A 19576-nucleotide genomic window follows, 5' to 3' on the forward strand; every position below is an offset into this window, starting at 1 on the left:
GGCCGTTTTAGCGACGCAGCTCTGCAACAAAGTCGTAGTAGTCGTTGCGGCAATAGGTGTCGGTGACTTCGATCGGCGTGTTGTCTTCCAGGTAGCCGACCCGGGTCATCAGCAGCATGGCGGTGCCGGGGGCGATGCCGACCAGCGCGGCGAACTCGTCCGAGGCGTTGATCGCCTGAATGTGCTGAAGGGCGCGGACAATCGGTTTGCCGATGCCGTCGAGGTATTCGTAAAGCGAATCGCCCACCAATTGTGGCTTGGGCATGATTGAGGCGGGCAGGGTGCTCATCTCGATGGCCATCACCGTGTCGTCGGCCTTGCGCAGGCGTTTCATGCGCGCGACCTTGTCGTTTGGCGACAGGCTCAGGCGGATCAGTTCTTCGTGGGTCGGCAGGGTGATTTCCCGCTCCAGCCATTGTGAGCTGGGCACGAAACCCTTGAGGCGGAGCATTTCGCTGAAGCCCGAGAGGCGCGACAGTGGCTGTTCCAGGCGGGGTGTGATGAAGGTGCCGGAACCTTGCAGGCGGCGGATCAGGCCTTGATCGAGCAAGACCTCCAGTGCTTTGCGGGCGGTGACCCGGGAGATGCCGAGCTGTTCACTGAGATTGCGCTCGGATGGCATCGCCTGTTCGGCTTTCCACTGCCCGGCATGAATCGCTGCTTCCAGGTTGCGCGCCAGTTGCAGGTACAGCGGCGTCGGCTGGGAGTCATCTGGGCGTAGGGCGTGGAAGTCGTTCATGTAGGTCATTTCCGGCGCGAGTATAGGATTGTTGTGGCTCGCTTGTGGGGCGGAAATTAATACCACTTGAATACCATGTCAACGCAGGTAAATGGCCGAATGCCCAATGAAATGGCGGTTCAGGAAGGGTTTGGTCTTGAGTGGTATTAGAGGTGGGCTATGAAAAACAAAAAATCGCAGCCTGCGGCAGCGCCTACAGTCGAGAGTGGTATCACCCGTGTAGGAGCTGCCGCAGCCTGCGATCTTTTGATTTATTTTTTCGAGAGCGACCAAAGGTAGCGGTGGTTGGTCACATCTGTGGCGAGGGAGCTTGCTCCCGCTGGCCTGCGAAGCGGCCCCAAACCCTGTCACCGCTAACGGTCTGACATACCGCGCGTCCAGCCTTTACGACTGCTGCGCGCCTGAGCGGGAGCAAGCTCCCTCGCCACAGGTTTTCGGTCAGGTTAAGGGCGGATCTCGACCATCGTGCCGTCCGGCACCAGATTCCACACTTCGCGCATGTCGACGTTGCGCATGGCGACGCAGCCGTCGGTCCAGTCCAGCGTGTGGAACAGGTCTTCCGGCGTTTCTTCCGAATCCGGCGTGCCGTGGATCATGATCATCCCGCCGGGCTCGACGCCTTCACGTCGGGCACGGGCAGAGTCGGTGATGTTCGGGTAGGAAATGTGCATCGACAGGTTGAATTTGTCGCTGGTCTTGCGCCAGTCGATCCAATAGAAACCTTCCGGTGTGCGTTTGTCGCCTTCAATCAGTTTCGGACCTTTTTTCGCACCTTTGCCCAGCGAGATGCGATAGGTCTTCAGCGGCTTGCCGTCGGCGATCAACTGCAGTTGATGAGCCGATTTGAGCACCAGCACTTTTTCGATCAGAGGCGTATTGGATGGCGTCACGGTGGTCACGAATGACGCTTGCGAGACCGTAACGAACGACAGGCAGAACAGGGCAAGCAACCAACGCATTGAAACGATTCCCCAGGAATGAAGCAGATACTTAATTTATAGATGTCATGCAGGCCCTGTTGCAGCCTGCGCTTTGTCTATCGGCCAGGCTGCGACAAGATTAAGTGATGGCTGGCTGAGCGAGCGGCGGAATCGACTCCGACCGAACCGGGTAGGCCTCGGCGCGCCGATCAGCGAAGAAGCATTCTAAGGTACGCCCCACCGTGCGGAAAGCCAGCTCATCCCATGGAATGTCGGCTTCGTCGAATAGTTGCACTTCGAGGCTCTCGGGGCCGGCGGCGAAATCCAGGTCGACCAGCTCGGCGCGGAAGAACACATGCACCTGACTGATGTGCGGCACGTCGATCAGCGTATAGATGCTCAGGTTGCGTACCCGGGCGCAGGCTTCCTCGGCGGTTTCGCGGATCGCAGCCTGCTCGATGGTCTCACCGTTTTCCATGAAACCAGCGGGCAGCGTCCAGTAACCGAGGCGCGGCTCGATGGCGCGACGGCAGAGCAATACTTTAGAGCCCCAGGTCGCGACACAACCGGCAACGATGTTGGGATTCTGATAGTGAATGGTCTGACAGCTGTCACAGACAAATCGCAGCCGCGAGTCGCCTTCGGGAATGCGCTGTGTCACCGGGTTGCCGCACTGGCTGCAAAATTTCATGCTGGGGTTCCTGAATGCTGCGCCTATCTTGGCGTGCAGCGGTGCCGGTCGGCAAGTTGTCGTTTCGCGACATGCTCCGGCGAAGGGCTTGGGCGGCCGCTATGATTGGTGCATGATGCCGGGTAAGGCACAGATCGAGAACACTCATGCTGGACGAGCTACTGCATCGGGTAAGCAACCACACACCGCGCACGCTGGAGACCGACACACGTTTCCCCGAGGCCGCCGTGCTGGTGCCGATCACCCGCAGTGCCGAGCCTGAGCTGGTACTCACTCTGCGTGCCAGCGGTCTCTCGACCCATGGCGGCGAAGTCGCCTTCCCGGGTGGGCGCCGCGATCCGGAAGACCCTGACCTGATTTTCACCGCCCTGCGTGAAGCCGAAGAAGAGATTGGCCTGCCGCCGGGACTGGTCGAAGTGATCGGCCCGCTGAGCCCGTTGATCTCTCTGCATGGAATCAAGGTCACACCTTACGTTGGCGTGATCCCCGATTTTGTCGAGTACCAGCCCAACGACGCGGAAATCGCCGCCGTGTTCAGTGTCCCCCTCGAATTCTTCCGCAGGGATCCCCGCGAACACACCCATCGCATCGACTATCAGGGCCGTAGCTGGTACGTACCGAGTTATCGCTACGGCGAGTTCAAGATCTGGGGGCTGACGGCGATCATGATCGTCGAGTTGATCAATCTGCTCTATGACGCGAAGATTAGTCTGCATCAACCGCCTAAAAGCTTTATTAACACGTAAGCCATCGTTCGAATGGCCATCCCCGTGAGCCCTGAGGAAAACAAGATGAAATACCGCTTGGGCGACGCCCGTATCGAAACCCACCCGCAGAGCTGGGTCGCCCCCAATGCCGTGTTGGTGGGCAAGGTCAAACTGGAGGAGGGCGCCAACGTCTGGTTCAACGCCGTGCTGCGCGGCGACAACGAACTGATCCTGATCGGCAAGAACAGCAACGTCCAGGACGGCACCGTGATGCACACCGACATGGGCTATCCGCTGACCATCGGCACCGGCGTGACCATTGGCCACAACGCCATGCTCCACGGCTGCACCGTTGGCGATTACAGCCTGATCGGCATCAACGCGGTGATTCTCAACGGCGCGAAGATCGGAAAGAACTGCATCATTGGCGCCAACTCGCTGATTGGTGAGGGCAAGGAAATTCCGGATGGTTCGCTGGTGATGGGCTCGCCGGGCAAGGTTGTGCGTGAGTTGACCGAGCCGCAGAAGAAGATGCTCGAAGCGAGCGCTGCGCACTATGTGCATAACTCCCAGCGTTATGCGCGTGATCTGGTTGAGCAGGAAGAATGACTACTGTCGAAAGACCGGTCGCCTCGCCTTGCGTGAATATTTGCGCGCTGGACGAAGACGATATTTGCACCGGTTGCCAGCGCACGGTCGCGGAGATCACCCGCTGGGGCCGCATGAGCAATGACGAGCGACGCGTGGTGCTGGGGTTGTGTCATGAGCGGGCGAAGGCGAGTGGGTTGGTGTGGATGGTGCCTTCGAAATCGTGATCAACTCGAGAATGCCCTCACCCTAGCCCTCTCCCAGAGGGAGAGGGGACTGACCGAGTTGATAGTTTGAGCTACATCGACCTGAACGATTGAGTTGAGCTCAAGTTTTCAAAGCCCCCGATCTGCTCGCTTTCCCTCTGGTCTGAAGGGGGAGGGGATGACCGGGTTGATGGTTCGGTCCGTACCGACCTGCGTTCTTGAGTCGAACTCGGGATTCGATCATACGAAGATCTGCTCCCTTTCCCCCTCGCCCCCCTGGGGGAGAGGGCTGGGGTGGCTCTTGATCTACGGGTCCAGTAATCTGTGCGCCAAACTGACAGGTCGCCCCCATGATTTTCCTCATCGCCTACATCAGCAGCGTCGTGCTGATCAACTTCGCTTTCTCCACCGCGCCCCACCTGGACATCATCTGGTCGGCGTGGGGCGGCCTGGTGTTCGTGCTGCGCGACATGGTGCAAACCCGCTTCGGCCACGGCGCCATCGTAGCGATGCTGGCGGCGCTGGTGTTGTCGTATGTCACCTCCGATCCGTCCATCGCCCTGGCCAGTGCCACGGCGTTTGCGGTGTCCGAGATCATCGACTGGCTGGTCTTCAGCATCACCAAACGGCCGTTGCGTGACCGCTTGTGGATCAGTTCGGCACTGAGCATTCCTCTCGATACTTTCATCTTCTTCGGCATGATCGATCTGATGACGCCGCCAGTGATCATCACCGCCCTGGCCTCGAAATTCGCCGGCGTTACCGCCGTCTGGCTGATCATGGCCTGGCGTGAGCGCAAACAGGCCGTCGCCAGCTGAAGCCAAACCTTCGGGTTCATGTAAAATGCCGCGCTTTCTCCCCATGGAAAGTGCGCATGGCGACGCTTTCCTCGATGATCCGCTTCTTTGAGGACCTGAGATGACCCGTATCGGAACTCCATTGTCGCCAACCGCGACCCGCGTATTGCTGTGTGGCTGTGGTGAGTTGGGCAAGGAAGTGGTAATCGAACTGCAACGTCTGGGCGTTGAAGTGATCGCCGTTGACCGTTACGCCAATGCGCCGGCCATGCAGGTTGCCCATCGCAGCCACGTGATCAACATGCTCGACGGCGCCGCGCTGCGTGCCGTCATCGAAGCCGAGAAACCGCACTTCATCGTGCCGGAAATCGAAGCCATCGCCACCGCCACTCTGGTCGAGCTGGAAGCCGAAGGCTTCACCGTGATCCCGACCGCCCGTGCTGCGCAGTTGACCATGAACCGCGAAGGCATCCGTCGTCTGGCTGCCGAAGAGCTGGATCTGCCGACCTCGCCGTACCACTTTGCCGACACCTTCGAGGACTACAGCAAAGCCGTGCAGGATCTGGGCTTCCCTTGCGTCGTCAAGCCAGTGATGAGTTCGTCGGGCAAGGGTCAGAGCCTGCTGCGCAGCGCCGATGACGTGCAGAAAGCCTGGGATTACGCACAAGAGGGCGGTCGCGCCGGCAAAGGTCGGGTGATCATCGAAGGCTTCATCGATTTCGACTACGAAATCACCTTGCTGACCGTGCGTCATATTGGTGGTACCACGTTCTGTGCGCCAGTCGGCCACCGTCAGGAGAAGGGCGACTATCAGGAATCCTGGCAGCCACAAGCCATGAGCCCGATTGCGCTGGCGGAATCCGAGCGTGTTGCCAAAGCCGTGACTGAAGCGCTGGGCGGTCGTGGTCTGTTCGGCGTCGAGTTGTTCATCAAGGGCGATCAGGTGTGGTTCAGCGAAGTATCGCCGCGCCCGCACGACACCGGTCTGGTGACGCTGATTTCGCAGGACTTGTCGCAGTTCGCCCTGCACGCACGCGCCATTCTTGGTCTGCCGGTGCCGCTGATCCGTCAGTTCGGGCCATCGGCTTCGGCGGTGATTCTGGTGGAAGGTCAGTCGACTCAGACCGCATTCGCCAACCTTGGCGCTGCATTGAGCGAACCGGACACGGCATTGCGTCTGTTCGGCAAGCCTGAAGTGAATGGCCAGCGTCGCATGGGTGTGGCGCTGGCGCGGGATGAGTCGATCGAAGCGGCTCGTGCCAAAGCGACCCGTGCTGCTCAGGCTGTCGTTGTAGAGCTTTAATCGAGTCGCGCCCATCGCGGGCAAGCCCGCTCCCACAGGTTCAGTGGTGTTCACAAATTTTGTGTTCGACACGGACACTGTGGGAGCGGGCTTGCCCGCGATGGCGATCTATCAGGCAACCTGATTCAGATCGTTATTGCGCGTTTCCTTCAGGCACAGCACCGCAATCAAGCTAAGCACCGCCGCCGCCGACACATACCCGCCGACGTAACTCAACCCCCCCATCGCCACCAGTTTCTGCGCAAAGAATGGCGCCGCCGAGGCCCCGACAATGCCGCCCAGGTTATACGCCGCCGAAGCGCCGGTATAACGCACGTGGGTCGGAAACAACTCCGGCAACAGCGCGCCCATCGGCGCAAATGTCACGCCCATCAAGAACAACTCGATACACAGAAACAGCGCCACGCCCCAGGTCGAACCCTGCGTCAGCAATGGCTCCATCAGAAACCCGGACAGAATCGCCAGCACGCCGCCGATGATCAACACCGGTTTGCGCCCGTAACGGTCACTGGCCCAGGCTGACAACGGCGTGGCTGCCGCCATGAACAAAACGGCAAAGCACAGCAGTCCCAAGAATGTCTCGCGGCTATAACCCAGTGTGGAAACCCCATAGCTCAGGGAAAACACCGTCGAGATATAGAACAGCGCGTAGCACACCACCATCGCCGCCGCGCCCAACAAAGTCGGGGCCCAATACTGGCTGAACAGCTCGACCAGCGGCACTTTCACCCGCTCCTGACGAGCGATGGCGTTGGCGAAAACTGGCGTTTCGTGGAGTTTCAGGCGCACATACAGGCCAACCATCACCAGCGCCGCGCTGAGCAGAAACGGAATGCGCCAGCCCCAGCTGCGGAACTGCTCGTCATCGAGGGTCATGGCCAGGGTCAAGAACAAGCCGTTGGCCGCGAGGAAACCAATCGAAGGGCCAAGCTGCGGAAACATACCGAACCACGCGCGTTTGCCTTTCGGCGCGTTTTCCGTGGCCAGCAGGGCGGCACCGCCCCATTCGCCACCCAATCCCAGCCCCTGCCCGAAGCGCAGCACGCACAGCAGAATCGGTGCCCACGCGCCAATCGTGGCGTAACCCGGCAGCACGCCGATCAGCGTCGTACACACGCCCATCAACAGCAAGGATGCGACCAGTGTCGATTTACGCCCGATACGGTCACCGAAGTGGCCGAACAGCGCCGAGCCCAGCGGCCGGGCAAGAAAAGCGATGCCGAAAGTGAGGAACGCCGAGAGCATCTGCGCCGTGCCGGACGTCTGCGGAAAGAACACCGGCCCGATCACCAGCGCGGCGGCCGTGGCATACACATAGAAATCGTAGAACTCGATGGCGGTGCCGATAAAACTCGCGGTCGCCACGCGGGTGGCGGAATTGGTCGGTTGGGCAGGCGCGGTGTCGCTGTAAGCGGTACTGGTCGTCATGCGGTGATCCCTGACAGTCATGAGCTCCGTTGGAGCGAATTATTATGGTCGAACACCCAGGGATGTGGGATGAGGCGCGAGCGCTGTTTCGAGTAGGAACAGTCGCCGGTTTGTTGCGGAAAAAGGCCGAGATCCGAATCGTGCTGGATAAGCACATGGACCGGCTGCGCTTGGGTAAGCGCCTCGATTATAGGAAGGGGGCTAACAAATGAACAAGAGGGCTGGCAGAGCCAATGAAACCTGAGGTCAGTAGAGATTCTGTGGCGAGGGAGCTTGCTCCCGCTGGGTTGCGAAGCGACCCCAGCACATTTGCGGACGCTGCACGCCCGAGCGGGAGCAGGCTCCCTCGCCACAACTACGCTTAGATCTTGGCAGGCACCGAAGAGGTATGCCAGATCAACACCTTGCTCACCCGGTTCTCCTCAGTTTCGAGGATCTCCAATCGATAACGGCCGATCTTCAGGCAAACCGCGCTTTCCGGGATGGTCTCCAGCGCTTCGGTCACCAAGCCATTCAGGGTCTTCGGCCCGTCGCTTGGCAAGTGCCAGCCCAGGCATTTATTCAGCTCTCGGATTGATGCCGCGCCATCAATCACCATGCGCCCATCGGCCTGTGTGTGAATGTGCGGGTTGTCGAGGCTGTGCTCGCTTTCGAACTCGCCGACGATCTCTTCAAGAATGTCTTCCAGGGTGACGATGCCCAGCACTTCGCCGTACTCGTCCACCACCATGCCCAACCGGCGCTGCTGCTTGTGGAAGTTCAGCAGTTGCAGTTGCAACGGCGTGCTTTCCGGCACGAAGTACGGCTCGTAGCTGGCGGCCAGCAACGCTTCACGGGTCAGACTGTCGTTGTTCAGCAGATGGCGGATCTGCCGGGTATTGAGCACCGCTTCGACCTGGTTGATGTCGCTGTGGAACACCGGCAGGCGCGTGCGTTTGTTGTGGCGCAGTTGTTCGATGATGTCTTCGATCGGGTCATCAAGGTTGATGCCGTCGACGTCGCTGCGCGGGACCAGAATGTCGTTGACGGTGATGTTGTCCAGCGCATGGATGCCTGACACCGGGTGCGTACGTGTCGGATGTTCGGGATCATCGGGATGATCCGCCGCCAGGTCGTCCTCGCTTTGCTGCACCACTTGGGCTTTGCGCGCAAAAGGTCGAGTCAGCAAACCGCTGATACGGCTGAGCAGCCAGGCCAATGGGTAAACCGCTTTCAGCGGCACCGCCAGCAAGGTATTGCCGAAAGAAAGCACGGCGTCCGGATAGCGTTTGGCGAGCGAGCGCGGGAAGTAATCGGCGAAGACCAGCAAGATCACGCCGGCACTCAGGCAAGCGGCCCACGGGCCGTTTTCTTCGCAAAGGAAAATTGCCAGCAGCGTGGCGATGATCACTGCCAGTGCCCGGCACAAGGTATTGCACAGGATCAGGCTGTCGAGCGGGAAGCTCAGCCTGGCCAGCGGCTTATCGCTGGCGCGTGAGGCGGTGCGCTGCGCGAGCAGGTGTTGCTGCGCGATTTCGACGGCGGTAAACAGCCCCGACCATAAAATCAGCAGGGCAAATATTGCGAGCATCGGCCCTATGGGCAAACCGTCCATTTATGCCGCCCGTCAGATGTGCAGGATGTATTCACGAACCAGTTTGCTGCCGAAATAAGCCAACATCAGCAGGCAGAAACCGGCGAGGGTCCAGCGAATCGCCTTGTGGCCGCGCCAGCCCAGACGATTGCGGCCCCACAACAGCACGCTGAACACCACCCAGGCCAGGCACGCCAGCAGGGTTTTGTGTACCAGATGCTGAGCGAACAGGTTTTCGACGAACAGCCAGCCGGAAATCAGCGACAGTGACAGCAGCGTCCAGCCGGCCCAGAGGAAACCGAACAGCAGGCTTTCCATGGTTTGCAGCGGCGGGAAGTTCTTGATCAGGCCGGACGGGTGCTTGTGCTTGAGCTGGTGGTCTTGCACCAGCAGCAGCAAAGCCTGGAACACCGCGATGGTGAACATGCCGTAGGCGAGGATCGACAAGAGAATGTGGGCGAGGATGCCCGGCTCTTCATCGATGATCTGAACCGTGCCGGTCGGCGCGAACTGCGCCAGCAACACGGTGACTGCGCCCAGCGGAAACAGCAGCACCAGCAGGTTCTCCACCGGAATCCGTGAGCAGGCGATCAGCGTCAGGGCGATCACCGCTGCGGCGATCAGGCTGGAGGCGCTGAAGAAATCCAGGCCCAGACCGATCGGGGTCAGCAAATGCGTGAGCAGGCTGGCGCTGTGGGCGACCACGGCGAGGACGCCAAGCGTAACCAGCAGGCGCTTGTTCGCCTTGGCGCCGGTGGCCAGACGAGTGCTCTGATAAAGAGTCGCAGCGGCGTATAGAAGGGCGGCGGCGAGAGTGGTAAGCAAACTGGGTGACAAGGGGAGCATAAATCCTGTTAGGCAAGCCCGAAAGGGGCTGAGTTTGGCATAGAACCGCCATGGCACGAAAGACTCAGGAAGCTGACAGCGAGGTGTCCGCCAGCCGCAGTCTTCGCTATAATCCGCGACCTGCCCACGCCGCAGGCTCGCCGAGCACATGTTGATTCCGGTCTGGGCCGCCATTATCCCGGTCTACACAGGGCCTGAAAGGATCGCGCAATGTTTGAAAACTTAACCGACCGTCTCTCGCAGACGCTGCGCCATGTCACCGGCAAGGCGAAGCTGACCGAGGACAATATCAAAGACACCTTGCGTGAAGTGCGCATGGCGTTGCTCGAAGCCGACGTCGCCCTGCCGGTGGTCAAGGACTTCGTCAATTCGGTCAAGGAACGCGCTGTCGGCACCGAGGTGTCGCGCAGCCTGACGCCGGGCCAAGCGTTCGTGAAGATCGTCCAGGCCGAACTCGAAAGCCTGATGGGCGCGGCCAACGAAGACTTGAACCTGAGCGCTGTGCCGCCAGCGGTCATTCTGATGGCCGGTCTGCAGGGTGCGGGTAAAACCACCACCGCCGGCAAACTTGCGCGTTTCCTGAAAGAGCGCAAGAAAAAGTCGGTCATGGTTGTGTCGGCGGACGTTTATCGCCCGGCAGCTATTAAACAGCTGGAAACCCTGGCCAACGACATCGGCGTGACGTTCTTCCCGTCCGACCTGAGCCAGAAACCGGTGGACATCGCCACCGCGGCTATTAAAGAAGCAAAACTGAAATTCATCGACGTGGTCATCGTCGACACCGCCGGTCGTCTGCACATCGACGAAGAGATGATGGGCGAGATCAAGGCGCTGCACGCCGCGATCAACCCGGTCGAAACCCTGTTCGTGGTCGACGCCATGACCGGTCAGGACGCCGCCAACACGGCCAAGGCCTTCGGCGATGCACTGCCGTTGACCGGTGTGATCCTGACCAAGGTCGACGGCGATGCCCGTGGCGGCGCCGCCCTGTCGGTGCGTGCCATCACTGGCAAGCCGATCAAGTTCATCGGTATGGGCGAGAAGAGCGAAGCGCTCGATCCGTTCCACCCTGAGCGTATCGCCTCGCGGATTCTCGGCATGGGCGACGTGCTCAGCCTGATCGAACAGGCTGAAGCGACCCTCGACAAGGACAAGGCCGACAAACTGGCCAAGAAGCTGAAGAAGGGCAAGGGCTTCGACCTCGAAGACTTCCGTGATCAGCTGCAACAGATGAAGAACATGGGCGGCCTTGGCGGCCTCATGGACAAACTGCCGAGCATCGGTGGCGTCAACCTGTCGCAAATGGGCAATGCCCAGAACGCCGCAGAGAAACAATTCAAACAGATGGAAGCCATCATCAATTCCATGACCCCGGCCGAGCGCCGCGACCCTGAACTGATCAGCGGTTCGCGCAAGCGCCGGATCGCCATGGGTTCCGGCACGCAGGTGCAGGATATCGGTCGCTTGATCAAGCAGCACAAGCAGATGCAGAAGATGATGAAGAAATTCACCGCCAAAGGCGGAATGGCGAAAATGATGCGCGGCATGGGCGGTATGTTGCCCGGCGGCGGCATGCCGAAAATGTAAAAAACTGGCCGGTCGTCGCACCGGCGCAGGCCCCGCAAGGACGCGGGATCAACAGCAAACCCGCACTCGGCGGGAGCTGACTGGCCGTTTTCATCGACGGCTCTCTATGCAAATCTGCACGGCATGCCATAGGCGCCGGAAAAAGTCATTTGCAAAAGTCCGGATATTCCTTAGAATATGCGGCCTTTCGGGCACCCATGCCCGCTGTGCATTTAGATTTGCAGCACCGACTACAGGAACGATGTTCACATGCTAACAATCCGTCTTGCCCTTGGCGGCTCCAAAAAGCGCCCGTTTTACCACCTGACCGTAACCGACTCGCGTAACCCGCGTGACGGCTCCCACAAAGAACAGGTTGGTTTCTTCAACCCTGTTGCCCGTGGTCAGGAAATCCGTCTGTCCGTGAACCAAGAGCGCGTAGCCTACTGGCTGAGCGTTGGTGCACAGCCTTCTGAGCGTGTTGCTCAGTTGCTGAAGGAATCTGCAAAGGCTGCGGCCTGAGCAATATGAACGCGACGCCTGCTGTTGCCGATGATTTGATCGTTATTGGCAAAATTTATTCTGTTCATGGCGTTCGCGGCGAAGTGAAGGTTTATTCCTTTACTGATCCGACTGAAAACCTGTTGCAGTACAAAACCTGGACGCTCAAGCGCGAAGGCAATGTCAAACAGGTCGAGCTGGTCAGTGGACGCGGGAGCGACAAGTTCCTGGTCGCAAAGCTCAAGGGTCTTGATGATCGTGAAGAAGCTCGTCTTCTGGCCGGTTATGAGATCTGCGTGCCGCGTAATCTGTTCGCTGAATTGACCGAAGGTGAGTACTACTGGTACCAACTGGAAGGTCTGAAGGTCATCGACACCCTTGGGCAATTGCTCGGGAAAATCGATCATCTTCTGGAAACCGGCGCCAATGATGTAATGGTAGTCAAGCCTTGCGCTGGCAGCCTGGATGATCGCGAACGCCTGTTGCCCTATACGGAGCAATGCGTGTTGGCCGTCGACCTGGCAGCGGGCGAGATGAAGGTGGATTGGGACGCGGACTTCTAAGCGTGGCTAACTTGCGCGTAGAAGTGATCAGTTTGTTTCCCGAGATGTTTTCCGCCATCGGCGACTACGGCATCACCAGTCGAGCGGTCAAACAGGGGCTCTTGCAGCTGACCTGTTGGAATCCGCGGGATTACACGACGGATCGGCATCACACTGTGGACGATCGCCCGTTTGGCGGTGGTCCGGGCATGGTGATGAAGATCAAGCCCCTGGAAGATGCTCTGGTTCAGGCCAAGGCAGCAGCCGGGGAGGCGGCGAAGGTGATTTACCTGTCCCCCCAAGGCCGTCAACTGAATCAGTCGGCGGTACGCGAGTTGGCGAAATCGGATGCATTGATCCTGATTGCCGGCCGCTATGAAGGCATTGACGAGCGCTTTATTGAGGCTCATGTCGATGAAGAGTGGTCAATTGGTGACTATGTGTTGTCTGGCGGTGAGCTGCCGGCCATGGTCCTGATCGATGCGGTTACACGACTGCTGCCTGGAGCTTTAGGGCATGCGGATTCCGCTGAGGAAGATTCCTTTACGGATGGTCTGCTGGATTGCCCGCACTACACCCGACCTGAGGTGTATGCGGATCAGCGTGTTCCCGACGTGTTGCTAAGTGGCAATCACGCGCATATCCGGCGTTGGCGTTTACAGCAGTCCCTTGGTAGGACCTATGAACGACGCGCCGATCTTCTGGAAAGCCGCTCGCTTTCTGGAGAAGAGAAGAAGCTGCTCGAGGAATACATCCGCGAGCGGGACGATAGTTAACAACGTATCGATGGTAGATCAGTTGATTTACCTTAGGAGCACAGCATGACCAACAAAATCATCCTTGCACTCGAAGCAGAGCAGATGACCAAAGAAATCCCTACCTTTGCCCCAGGCGACACCATTGTCGTTCAGGTGAAAGTGAAGGAAGGCGATCGTTCCCGTCTGCAAGCGTTCGAAGGCGTTGTAATCGCCAAGCGTAACCGCGGCGTGAACAGTGCGTTCACCGTTCGTAAAATCTCCAACGGTGTTGGCGTAGAACGTACTTTCCAGACCTACTCCCCGCAGATCGACAGCATGGCTGTTAAACGTCGCGGTGACGTACGTAAAGCCAAGCTGTACTACCTGCGCGACCTGTCGGGTAAAGCAGCTCGCATCAAGGAAAAACTGGCTTAAGCCCAGCTTCCGATGCAGAAAAAAGCAGCCTACGGGCTGCTTTTTTGTTGCCTGCAATTTGTCCACAGCCATTTCGTTTCAGGCCAGAACCATGACCACCCGTGACCAGGAAATCGAACGCCGTACCGAACTCTCGGTGACCCGCGTAACCAAAGCCGTCTTCCCGCCGACCACCAACCACCACAACACCCTGTTCGGCGGCACTGCGCTGGCGTGGATGGACGAAGTGTCGTTCATCACCGCCACGCGTTTTTGCCGTTTGCCGCTGGTGACGGTTTCGACTGATCGCATCGACTTCAACCACGCCATCCCGGCCGGCTCGATCGTCGAACTGGTAGGGAAAGTGATCAAGGTCGGCAACACCAGCCTCAAGGTCGAGGTGGAAGTGTTTGTGGAAAGCATGAGTTGTGATGGGCGCGAAAAGGCGATCCATGGGCAGTTCAGCTTTGTTGCCATCGATGATGACAAGCGACCGGTGCCGGTGCTCCCGGGTTTTGCGGCCTGATCTGAAACCGCGTCGCGACCATCGCTGGCAAGCCAGCTCCCACAGGTTTTGTGTCGTTCACAACTTTTATGCACGACACGGACACTGTGGGAGCGGGCTTGCCCGCGATTGGATTTAAGAGGCGCCGCTGGCCTCCGGCTGAATCAACGCCAGCAACGTCCACCCAGATCCCGGCTTCAATGTGGTCTCAGGCGTCACCACATGCACCCAACCACTGTCATCACGCATGAACAGCAGGGTCGCCCGATTGCCATGCAACGCCCGGTAATCCTCCCAGCCAAACCCGTCCGTCAATGCTGTGCTGTACAGCTCGGCGCCCTGGCCCATCTGGCTGGCCAGTTTCGCGTAGGTCAACGCCTCACTGCCCAACTGATTGCCACGATGCTCAAGGCTCGCGCGATGTTTGTCGCTGCGGCGGCTTTCATGACCGCTGGCCAAACCAAACAAACGATGATGTCCGAAGTCATGACGAAAGCGCATCGCCGCCAAGGTGTTGAGTTCGCCGGACGGTGACAACGCCAGCAAATGCCCCAACCCGACCAGATCCAGATGCGCATCGGCATGTTGCGAAGCCGGGTTGCCGAAGTAGGTCGGTAGCCCTTCCATACGCGCCGCACGAATGTTTTCCCAGCTCGAATCGGTCAGCAAAACCCGGCTGCCCAGTTGTTGCAACGACTTGCCAAGCAAGCGCGAAGGCGCATTGGCGCCGACGATCAGGAAGCCACTCGGCGCCGGTTCCGCGACTTTGAGCAGGCGTGCCAACGGGCGTGCTGTAGCGCTTTGCAGCACCACGGTGCCGATGATCACCGCAAAGGTCAGTGGCACCAGCAGCAACGCACCTTCATGGCCGGCTTCATCCAGGCGAATGGCAAAAATTGCCGACACTGCGGCCGCGACAATCCCTCGTGGTGCGATCCAGCACAAAAGTGCGCGTTCACGCCAACTCAGGCTGGAGCCCGCCGTGCTCAGCACAACGTTCAGTGGCCGGGCGATCAATTGAATCACCAACAACAAAATCAGCACCAGCGGACCCAGTCCAATCAAGGCGTTCAAGTCGAGGCGCGCCGCCAACAGAATGAACAGTCCGGAGATCAGCAGCACGCTGAGGTTTTCCTTGAAGTGCAGGATGTGCCGCACATCCACGCCTTTCATGTTGGCCAGCCACATGCCCATCAGCGTCACCGCCAACAATCCCGACTCATGCATGACCTCGTTGGAGGCAATGAAAATCCCCAGTACCGCCGCCAGCGAGGCGAGGTTATGCAGGTACTCCGGCAGCCACTGCCGGCGGATCACCGTCCCTAGTAACCATCCACCGACAACCCCGAACGCCGCGCCACACAGAATCACCCCGCCGAAGGTCAACAGGCTCTGCTTGAAACCATGGCCCTCAGCGCTGGCAATGATGAAGCTGTAGACCACGACGGCGAGGAGGGCGCCGATCGGGTCAATGACAATGCCTTCCCAGCGCAGAATATTGGCGATAGAGGCTTTCGGCCGCACTACCCGCAGCATCGGCACGATCACTGTCGGGCCAGTCACCAGCGTCAGGCTGCCGAAAAGGATGGCCAGCATCCAGTCAAAGCCGAGCAAATAATGGGTGGCGACCGCGATGACGATCCAGGTCGAGATAGCTCCAATCGTCACCAGTCGATGAACAACGCTGCCAATCTCTTTCCATTCCGACAGATGCAGCGTCAGGCTGCCTTCGAACAGAATCAGCGCTACCGCCAGCGACACCAGCGGCATCAGCAACGGCCCGAACATTTCCTGTGGATCGAGCCAGCCCAGTACCGGGCCGGCCAGAATGCCGGTCAGCAACAAAAACAGAATCGCCGGCAATTTCAGGCGCCAGGCCAGCCACTGGCAACCCAGCGCCGCCACACCAATCCCGCCAAATGCCAATAGGATTTGCTGCTCGTTCATTGATGCTCCCTGTTCCTTGAAATAGCGGGCTATGAAAGACTAGCGCCCATTCCTACAGTTCACTCTACATTTGCGCACAGCCCTGAGGTTGTGTGTCTTGAGCGCCCATGCCTGCCATCGACCATCCCCTGATTGACCAATTCCTCGACGCCCTGTGGCTGGAAAAAGGCCTGTCCGATAACACCCGAGGCGCCTATCGCAGCGATCTGGCGCTGTTCAACGGCTGGTTGCAGGAGAAAAACCTGGAGCTGATCAACGCCGGCCGTGAGTTGATCCTCGATCACTTGGCCTGGCGTCTGGAGCAGAACTACAAACCACGTTCCACCGCGAGATTTCTTTCGGGTGTGCGTGGGTTTTATCGGTATTTGTTGCGGGAAAAGCTGATCACCGTAGATCCGACGTTGCGTGTCGACATGCCGCAGCTGGGCAGGCCGCTGCCCAAATCCCTGTCGGAAGCTGATGTGGAAGCGTTGTTGAAGGCGCCGGATCTGAGTGAGGCGATCGGCCAGCGTGACCGCGCCATGCTCGAAGTGTTGTACGCCTGCGGCCTGCGGGTGACCGAGCTGATCAGTCTGACACTGGAGCAGGTCAACCTGCGTCAGGGTGTGTTGCGAGTGATGGGTAAGGGCAGCAAGGAGCGTCTGGTGCCGATGGGCGAAGAGGCAATTGTCTGGATCGAGCGCTATATGCGCGATGGCCGCGGCGAATTGCTCGGCGGCCGTCCCAGCGATGTGCTGTTCCCCAGTCAGCGCGGCGAGCAGATGACGCGCCAAACGTTTTGGCACCGGATCAAGCATTGGGCCAAGGTCGCCGGGATCGGCAAGTCGCTGTCGCCGCATACCTTGCGCCATGCGTTTGCCACGCACCTGCTTAACCATGGCGCCGACTTGCGCGTGGTGCAGATGCTGCTGGGGCACAGTGACCTTTCGACCACCCAGATCTATACCCATGTCGCCCGCGCCCGATTGCAAGACCTGCACGCCAAACATCACCCGCGCGGTTGATGCACCCTTCAATGTTGGAATAATTACCTGTGGTGAGGGGATTTATCCCCGATGGGCTGGGCAGCAGCCCCAGGCTCGGCTTGTTCGGTTTTTCTGATAGACCGGGGTGGACGGTTTCAGGGCTGCTTCGCAACCCATCGGGGATAAATCCCCTCGCCACAATAATGTGTGTCAGCTGCACATGTATGAGGGTGTGGCAGGTGCACATGAATCTGTGGCGACAGGCGCATTCGGCCACCGTGACCTTATGTGTTAGGCTTTGCCGGTTTGCACGATGGACGGTTATGACCCGGTGTTCCGGCACGGGCGTTCTGACCGATCCATTTGTCCGCCTTCAGGAGTTCTCATGCGTCTGACCCAGATTTTCGCCGCCGCAGCCATTGCGTTGGTCAGCACCTTTGCCGTCGCCGATGACGCGGCCGACAAAGCGATTCGTCAAAGCCTGGAAAAACTCGAACTCGAGGTTCCGGTAGAAAGCATCAATGCCAGCCCGTTGCCGGGCATGTACGAAGTCAAGCTCAAGGGCAGCCGCGTGCTGTACGCCAGCGCTGACGGTCAGTACATCGTTCAGGGTTACCTGTTCCAGCTCAAGGACGGCAAACCGGTCAACCTGACCGAGAAAGCCGAGCGCGTCGGCATCTCCAAACTGATCAACGCCATCCCGGTGGCCGAAACCGTGGTCTACCCGGCCGTGGGCGAGACCAAATCGTTCATCACCGTATTCACCGACACCACCTGCCCGTATTGCCACAAACTGCACGCCGAAGTGCCTGAGCTGAACAAGCGCGGCATTGAAGTGCGCTATGTAGCGTTCCCGCGCCAGGGCCTCGGCTCGCCGGGTGACGAGCAGTTGCAAGCCGTGTGGTGCTCGAAAGACAAGAAAGCCGCCATGGACAAAATGGTCGATGGCAAGGAAATCAAGGCCGCCAAGTGCGATAACCCGGTTTCCAAACAGTTCGCCCTCGGTCAGTCGATCGGTGTGAACGGCACACCGGCCATCGTTTTGGCTGACGGACAAGTCATTCCGGGCTACCAGCCTGCGCCACAAGTCGCCAAACTGGCGCTGGGCGCGAAGTAATTCGCATCGTCACGGTCAGCCTTGACGATCATGGTCCGGCAGCCACATTGCCGGGCCATTAATTGAGAGCCGCGAGCATGCGGTTGTTTTCCGGCCGACCCAGCGTCGGCCGTTTTATGGGGAGTTCACAGTGAATCCGGTCAAAGTAGGCATCTGTGGGTTAGGGACCGTCGGTGGCGGTACCTTCAACGTACTTCAGCGCAACGCCGAGGAAATTGCTCGTCGTGCCGGGCGTGGGATCGAAGTGGCACAAATTGCCATGCGCACGCCAAAGCCTCAGTTCCAGACGACCGGTATTGCGATTACCAACGATGTCTTCGAAGTGGCCACGAACCCTGAGATCGACATCGTCATAGAGCTGATGGGCGGCTACACCGTTGCCCGCGAGCTGGTACTCAAGGCCATCGAGAATGGCAAGCATGTGGTCACCGCGAACAAGGCTCTGATTGCCGTTCACGGTAATGAAATTTTCGCCAAGGCCCGCGAGAAAGGCGTGATTGTGGCGTTTGAAGCGGCCGTGGCCGGCGGCATTCCGGTGATCAAAGCGATCCGTGAAGGCCTGTCCGCCAACCGCATCAACTGGGTCGCCGGGATCATCAACGGCACCGGCAACTTCATCCTCACCGAAATGCGTGAGAAGGGCCGTACCTTCGAAGACGTGCTGGCCGAGGCGCAGGCTCTGGGTTACGCCGAAGCTGATCCGACCTTCGACGTTGAAGGCATCGACGCGGCGCACAAGCTGACGATTCTGGCCTCCATTGCGTTCGGTATTCCGCTGCAATTCGACAAGGCTTACACCGAAGGCATCACCAAGCTGACCACCGCCGACGTCAACTACGCCGAAGCGCTTGGCTACCGCATCAAGCACCTCGGTGTGGCCCGCAGCACCGCTACCGGCATCGAGCTGCGCGTACACCCGACGCTGATCCCGGCCGATCGTCTGATCGCCAACGTCAACGGCGTGATGAACGCGGTAATGGTTAACGGCGATGCTGCCGGTTCGACGCTGTTCTACGGCGCTGGCGCTGGCATGGAGCCAACCGCATCTTCGGTGATCGCCGATCTGGTGGACGTGGTTCGCGCCATGACCTCCGACCCGGAAAACCGCGTACCGCACCTGGCCTTCCAGCCGGACTCGCTGTCGGCCCATCCGATCCTGCCGATCGAAGCCTGCGAAAGCGCTTACTACCTGCGCATTCAGGCCAAGGACCATCCGGGCGTACTGGCTCAGGTGGCGAGCATCCTCTCGGAGCGCGGCATCAACATCGAGTCGATCATGCAGAAGGAAGTCGAGGAACACGACGGTCTGGTGCCGATGATCCTGCTGACCCACCGTGTGGTCGAGCAGCGCATCAACGATGCCATCGCCGCCCTCGAAGCCCTGGCTGGCGTGAACGGTCCGGTTGTACGGATCCGCGTCGAACACTTGAATTAACACCAGCGGCAAGTTTCAAGCTTCAAGCTGCAAGTAAAAGCACAGCCGC

At 59.3% G+C, this 19576-nt stretch carries 21 protein-coding genes; 14 read left to right on the top strand and 7 right to left on the bottom strand.

Annotated elements, in window-relative coordinates; translation table 11 throughout:
- Positions 1-7: 7 nt before the first annotated feature.
- The 3 genes from AC3WMT_RS25310 to AC3WMT_RS25320 form a co-directional block, all read right to left on the bottom strand.
- Positions 8-739: a GntR family transcriptional regulator gene (locus AC3WMT_RS25310; protein ID WP_103306386.1), complete on the bottom strand. Its 732-nt coding sequence runs from the start codon at positions 737-739 to the stop codon at positions 8-10.
- Between the two features lie 443 nt (positions 740-1182).
- Entirely contained in the window at positions 1183-1698 is a 516-nt protein-coding gene (locus AC3WMT_RS25315; RefSeq protein ID WP_103306387.1) for a L,D-transpeptidase family protein, read from the bottom strand.
- A 100-nt stretch (positions 1699-1798) separates the two neighbouring features.
- Positions 1799-2350 carry an NUDIX hydrolase gene (locus AC3WMT_RS25320; protein WP_103306388.1) on the bottom strand — a complete coding sequence of 184 codons (552 nt, stop codon included), beginning with the start codon at positions 2348-2350 and terminating at the stop codon, positions 1799-1801.
- Between the two features lie 146 nt (positions 2351-2496).
- Here AC3WMT_RS25320 and AC3WMT_RS25325 point away from each other — a divergent pair, with 146 nt between their 5' ends.
- The 5 genes from AC3WMT_RS25325 to purT all read left to right on the top strand — a co-directional run bounded on the left by AC3WMT_RS25325 (position 2497) and on the right by purT (position 5951).
- The gene (locus AC3WMT_RS25325) at positions 2497-3096 is read left to right on the top strand and encodes a CoA pyrophosphatase (RefSeq protein WP_103306389.1); all 600 of its coding nucleotides are present in this window, start codon (positions 2497-2499) and stop codon (positions 3094-3096) included.
- A 45-nt stretch (positions 3097-3141) separates the two neighbouring features.
- Entirely contained in the window at positions 3142-3666 is a 525-nt protein-coding gene (locus AC3WMT_RS25330) for a gamma carbonic anhydrase family protein (protein WP_103306390.1), read from the top strand.
- On the top strand, positions 3663-3872 hold the full coding sequence (locus AC3WMT_RS25335; RefSeq protein WP_103306391.1) for a DUF1289 domain-containing protein: 210 nt from the start codon (positions 3663-3665) through the stop codon (positions 3870-3872). The genes AC3WMT_RS25330 and AC3WMT_RS25335 overlap by 4 nt, the downstream gene beginning before the upstream one ends.
- Positions 3873-4201: 329 nt before the next feature.
- Complete coding sequence (locus tag AC3WMT_RS25340; RefSeq protein ID WP_025112183.1) at positions 4202-4669, top strand: VUT family protein; 468 nt, start codon at positions 4202-4204, stop codon at positions 4667-4669.
- Positions 4670-4769: 100 nt separating this feature from the next.
- Positions 4770-5951, top strand: a complete 1182-nt coding sequence (gene purT / locus AC3WMT_RS25345; RefSeq protein ID WP_003221968.1) for a formate-dependent phosphoribosylglycinamide formyltransferase — start codon at positions 4770-4772, stop codon at positions 5949-5951.
- Between the two features lie 111 nt (positions 5952-6062).
- Here the strand turns inward: purT and AC3WMT_RS25350 are convergent, their stop codons facing one another.
- The 3 genes from AC3WMT_RS25350 to AC3WMT_RS25360 all read right to left on the bottom strand — a co-directional run bounded on the left by AC3WMT_RS25350 (position 6063) and on the right by AC3WMT_RS25360 (position 9798).
- Entirely contained in the window at positions 6063-7379 is a 1317-nt protein-coding gene (locus tag AC3WMT_RS25350; protein WP_103306392.1) for an MFS transporter, read from the bottom strand.
- 361 nt (positions 7380-7740) lie between these two features.
- On the bottom strand, positions 7741-8973 hold the full coding sequence (locus AC3WMT_RS25355) for a transporter associated domain-containing protein (protein WP_103306393.1): 1233 nt from the start codon (positions 8971-8973) through the stop codon (positions 7741-7743).
- A gap of 12 nt (positions 8974-8985) precedes the next feature.
- Complete coding sequence (locus AC3WMT_RS25360; protein WP_103306394.1) at positions 8986-9798, bottom strand: cytochrome C assembly family protein; 813 nt, start codon at positions 9796-9798, stop codon at positions 8986-8988.
- A gap of 210 nt (positions 9799-10008) precedes the next feature.
- Here AC3WMT_RS25360 and ffh point away from each other — a divergent pair, with 210 nt between their 5' ends.
- The 6 genes from ffh (at position 10009) to AC3WMT_RS25390 (ending at position 14084) form a co-directional block, all read left to right on the top strand.
- Positions 10009-11385 carry a signal recognition particle protein gene (ffh, locus tag AC3WMT_RS25365; protein WP_008081630.1) on the top strand — a complete coding sequence of 459 codons (1377 nt, stop codon included), beginning with the start codon at positions 10009-10011 and terminating at the stop codon, positions 11383-11385.
- 249 nt (positions 11386-11634) lie between these two features.
- Entirely contained in the window at positions 11635-11886 is a 252-nt protein-coding gene (gene rpsP, locus AC3WMT_RS25370; protein ID WP_003185073.1) for a 30S ribosomal protein S16, read from the top strand.
- Between the two features lie 5 nt (positions 11887-11891).
- Positions 11892-12428: a ribosome maturation factor RimM gene (gene rimM, locus AC3WMT_RS25375; protein ID WP_085688896.1), complete on the top strand. Its 537-nt coding sequence runs from the start codon at positions 11892-11894 to the stop codon at positions 12426-12428.
- 2 nt (positions 12429-12430) lie between these two features.
- Complete coding sequence (trmD, locus tag AC3WMT_RS25380) at positions 12431-13183, top strand: tRNA (guanosine(37)-N1)-methyltransferase TrmD (RefSeq protein WP_103306395.1); 753 nt, start codon at positions 12431-12433, stop codon at positions 13181-13183.
- A gap of 45 nt (positions 13184-13228) precedes the next feature.
- Positions 13229-13579, top strand: a complete 351-nt coding sequence (rplS, locus tag AC3WMT_RS25385) for a 50S ribosomal protein L19 (RefSeq protein ID WP_003175895.1) — start codon at positions 13229-13231, stop codon at positions 13577-13579.
- 91 nt (positions 13580-13670) lie between these two features.
- Positions 13671-14084 carry an acyl-CoA thioesterase gene (locus tag AC3WMT_RS25390; protein WP_038357747.1) on the top strand — a complete coding sequence of 138 codons (414 nt, stop codon included), beginning with the start codon at positions 13671-13673 and terminating at the stop codon, positions 14082-14084.
- A 114-nt stretch (positions 14085-14198) separates the two neighbouring features.
- Here the strand turns inward: AC3WMT_RS25390 and AC3WMT_RS25395 are convergent, their stop codons facing one another.
- Positions 14199-16010, bottom strand: coding sequence for a cation:proton antiporter (locus AC3WMT_RS25395; RefSeq protein WP_103306396.1), 1812 nt, complete (start codon positions 16008-16010; stop codon positions 14199-14201).
- Positions 16011-16117: 107 nt separating this feature from the next.
- Here AC3WMT_RS25395 and xerD point away from each other — a divergent pair, with 107 nt between their 5' ends.
- The 3 genes from xerD (at position 16118) to AC3WMT_RS25410 (ending at position 19527) form a co-directional block, all read left to right on the top strand.
- Positions 16118-17014, top strand: a complete 897-nt coding sequence (gene xerD / locus AC3WMT_RS25400; RefSeq protein WP_103306397.1) for a site-specific tyrosine recombinase XerD — start codon at positions 16118-16120, stop codon at positions 17012-17014.
- Between the two features lie 346 nt (positions 17015-17360).
- Entirely contained in the window at positions 17361-18092 is a 732-nt protein-coding gene (gene dsbC / locus AC3WMT_RS25405) for a bifunctional protein-disulfide isomerase/oxidoreductase DsbC (protein WP_103306398.1), read from the top strand.
- A gap of 130 nt (positions 18093-18222) precedes the next feature.
- Positions 18223-19527: a homoserine dehydrogenase gene (locus AC3WMT_RS25410; protein WP_103306399.1), complete on the top strand. Its 1305-nt coding sequence runs from the start codon at positions 18223-18225 to the stop codon at positions 19525-19527.
- The last annotated feature ends 49 nt before the right edge of the window (positions 19528-19576 follow it).

It is taken from the genome of Pseudomonas sp. FW305-7 (assembly GCF_058786735.1).

Excerpts from the sequence above, each read along its gene's own strand:
- AC3WMT_RS25310 (WP_103306386.1), bottom strand. The coding sequence starts at position 739 with ATGAACGACTTCCACGCCCTACGCCCAGATGACTCCCAGCCGACGCCG.
- AC3WMT_RS25315 (WP_103306387.1), bottom strand. The coding sequence starts at position 1,698 with ATGCGTTGGTTGCTTGCCCTGTTCTGCCTGTCGTTCGTTACGGTCTCG.
- AC3WMT_RS25320 (WP_103306388.1), bottom strand. The coding sequence starts at position 2,350 with ATGAAATTTTGCAGCCAGTGCGGCAACCCGGTGACACAGCGCATTCCC.
- AC3WMT_RS25325 (WP_103306389.1), top strand. The coding sequence starts at position 2,497 with ATGCTGGACGAGCTACTGCATCGGGTAAGCAACCACACACCGCGCACG.
- AC3WMT_RS25330 (WP_103306390.1), top strand. The coding sequence starts at position 3,142 with ATGAAATACCGCTTGGGCGACGCCCGTATCGAAACCCACCCGCAGAGC.
- AC3WMT_RS25335 (WP_103306391.1), top strand. The coding sequence starts at position 3,663 with ATGACTACTGTCGAAAGACCGGTCGCCTCGCCTTGCGTGAATATTTGC.
- AC3WMT_RS25340 (WP_025112183.1), top strand. The coding sequence starts at position 4,202 with ATGATTTTCCTCATCGCCTACATCAGCAGCGTCGTGCTGATCAACTTC.
- purT (WP_003221968.1), top strand. The coding sequence starts at position 4,770 with ATGACCCGTATCGGAACTCCATTGTCGCCAACCGCGACCCGCGTATTG.
- AC3WMT_RS25350 (WP_103306392.1), bottom strand. The coding sequence starts at position 7,379 with ATGACGACCAGTACCGCTTACAGCGACACCGCGCCTGCCCAACCGACC.
- AC3WMT_RS25355 (WP_103306393.1), bottom strand. The coding sequence starts at position 8,973 with ATGGACGGTTTGCCCATAGGGCCGATGCTCGCAATATTTGCCCTGCTG.
- AC3WMT_RS25360 (WP_103306394.1), bottom strand. The coding sequence starts at position 9,798 with ATGCTCCCCTTGTCACCCAGTTTGCTTACCACTCTCGCCGCCGCCCTT.
- ffh (WP_008081630.1), top strand. The coding sequence starts at position 10,009 with ATGTTTGAAAACTTAACCGACCGTCTCTCGCAGACGCTGCGCCATGTC.
- rpsP (WP_003185073.1), top strand. The coding sequence starts at position 11,635 with ATGCTAACAATCCGTCTTGCCCTTGGCGGCTCCAAAAAGCGCCCGTTT.
- rimM (WP_085688896.1), top strand. The coding sequence starts at position 11,892 with ATGAACGCGACGCCTGCTGTTGCCGATGATTTGATCGTTATTGGCAAA.
- rplS (WP_003175895.1), top strand. The coding sequence starts at position 13,229 with ATGACCAACAAAATCATCCTTGCACTCGAAGCAGAGCAGATGACCAAA.
- AC3WMT_RS25390 (WP_038357747.1), top strand. The coding sequence starts at position 13,671 with ATGACCACCCGTGACCAGGAAATCGAACGCCGTACCGAACTCTCGGTG.
- AC3WMT_RS25395 (WP_103306396.1), bottom strand. The coding sequence starts at position 16,010 with ATGAACGAGCAGCAAATCCTATTGGCATTTGGCGGGATTGGTGTGGCG.
- xerD (WP_103306397.1), top strand. The coding sequence starts at position 16,118 with ATGCCTGCCATCGACCATCCCCTGATTGACCAATTCCTCGACGCCCTG.
- dsbC (WP_103306398.1), top strand. The coding sequence starts at position 17,361 with ATGCGTCTGACCCAGATTTTCGCCGCCGCAGCCATTGCGTTGGTCAGC.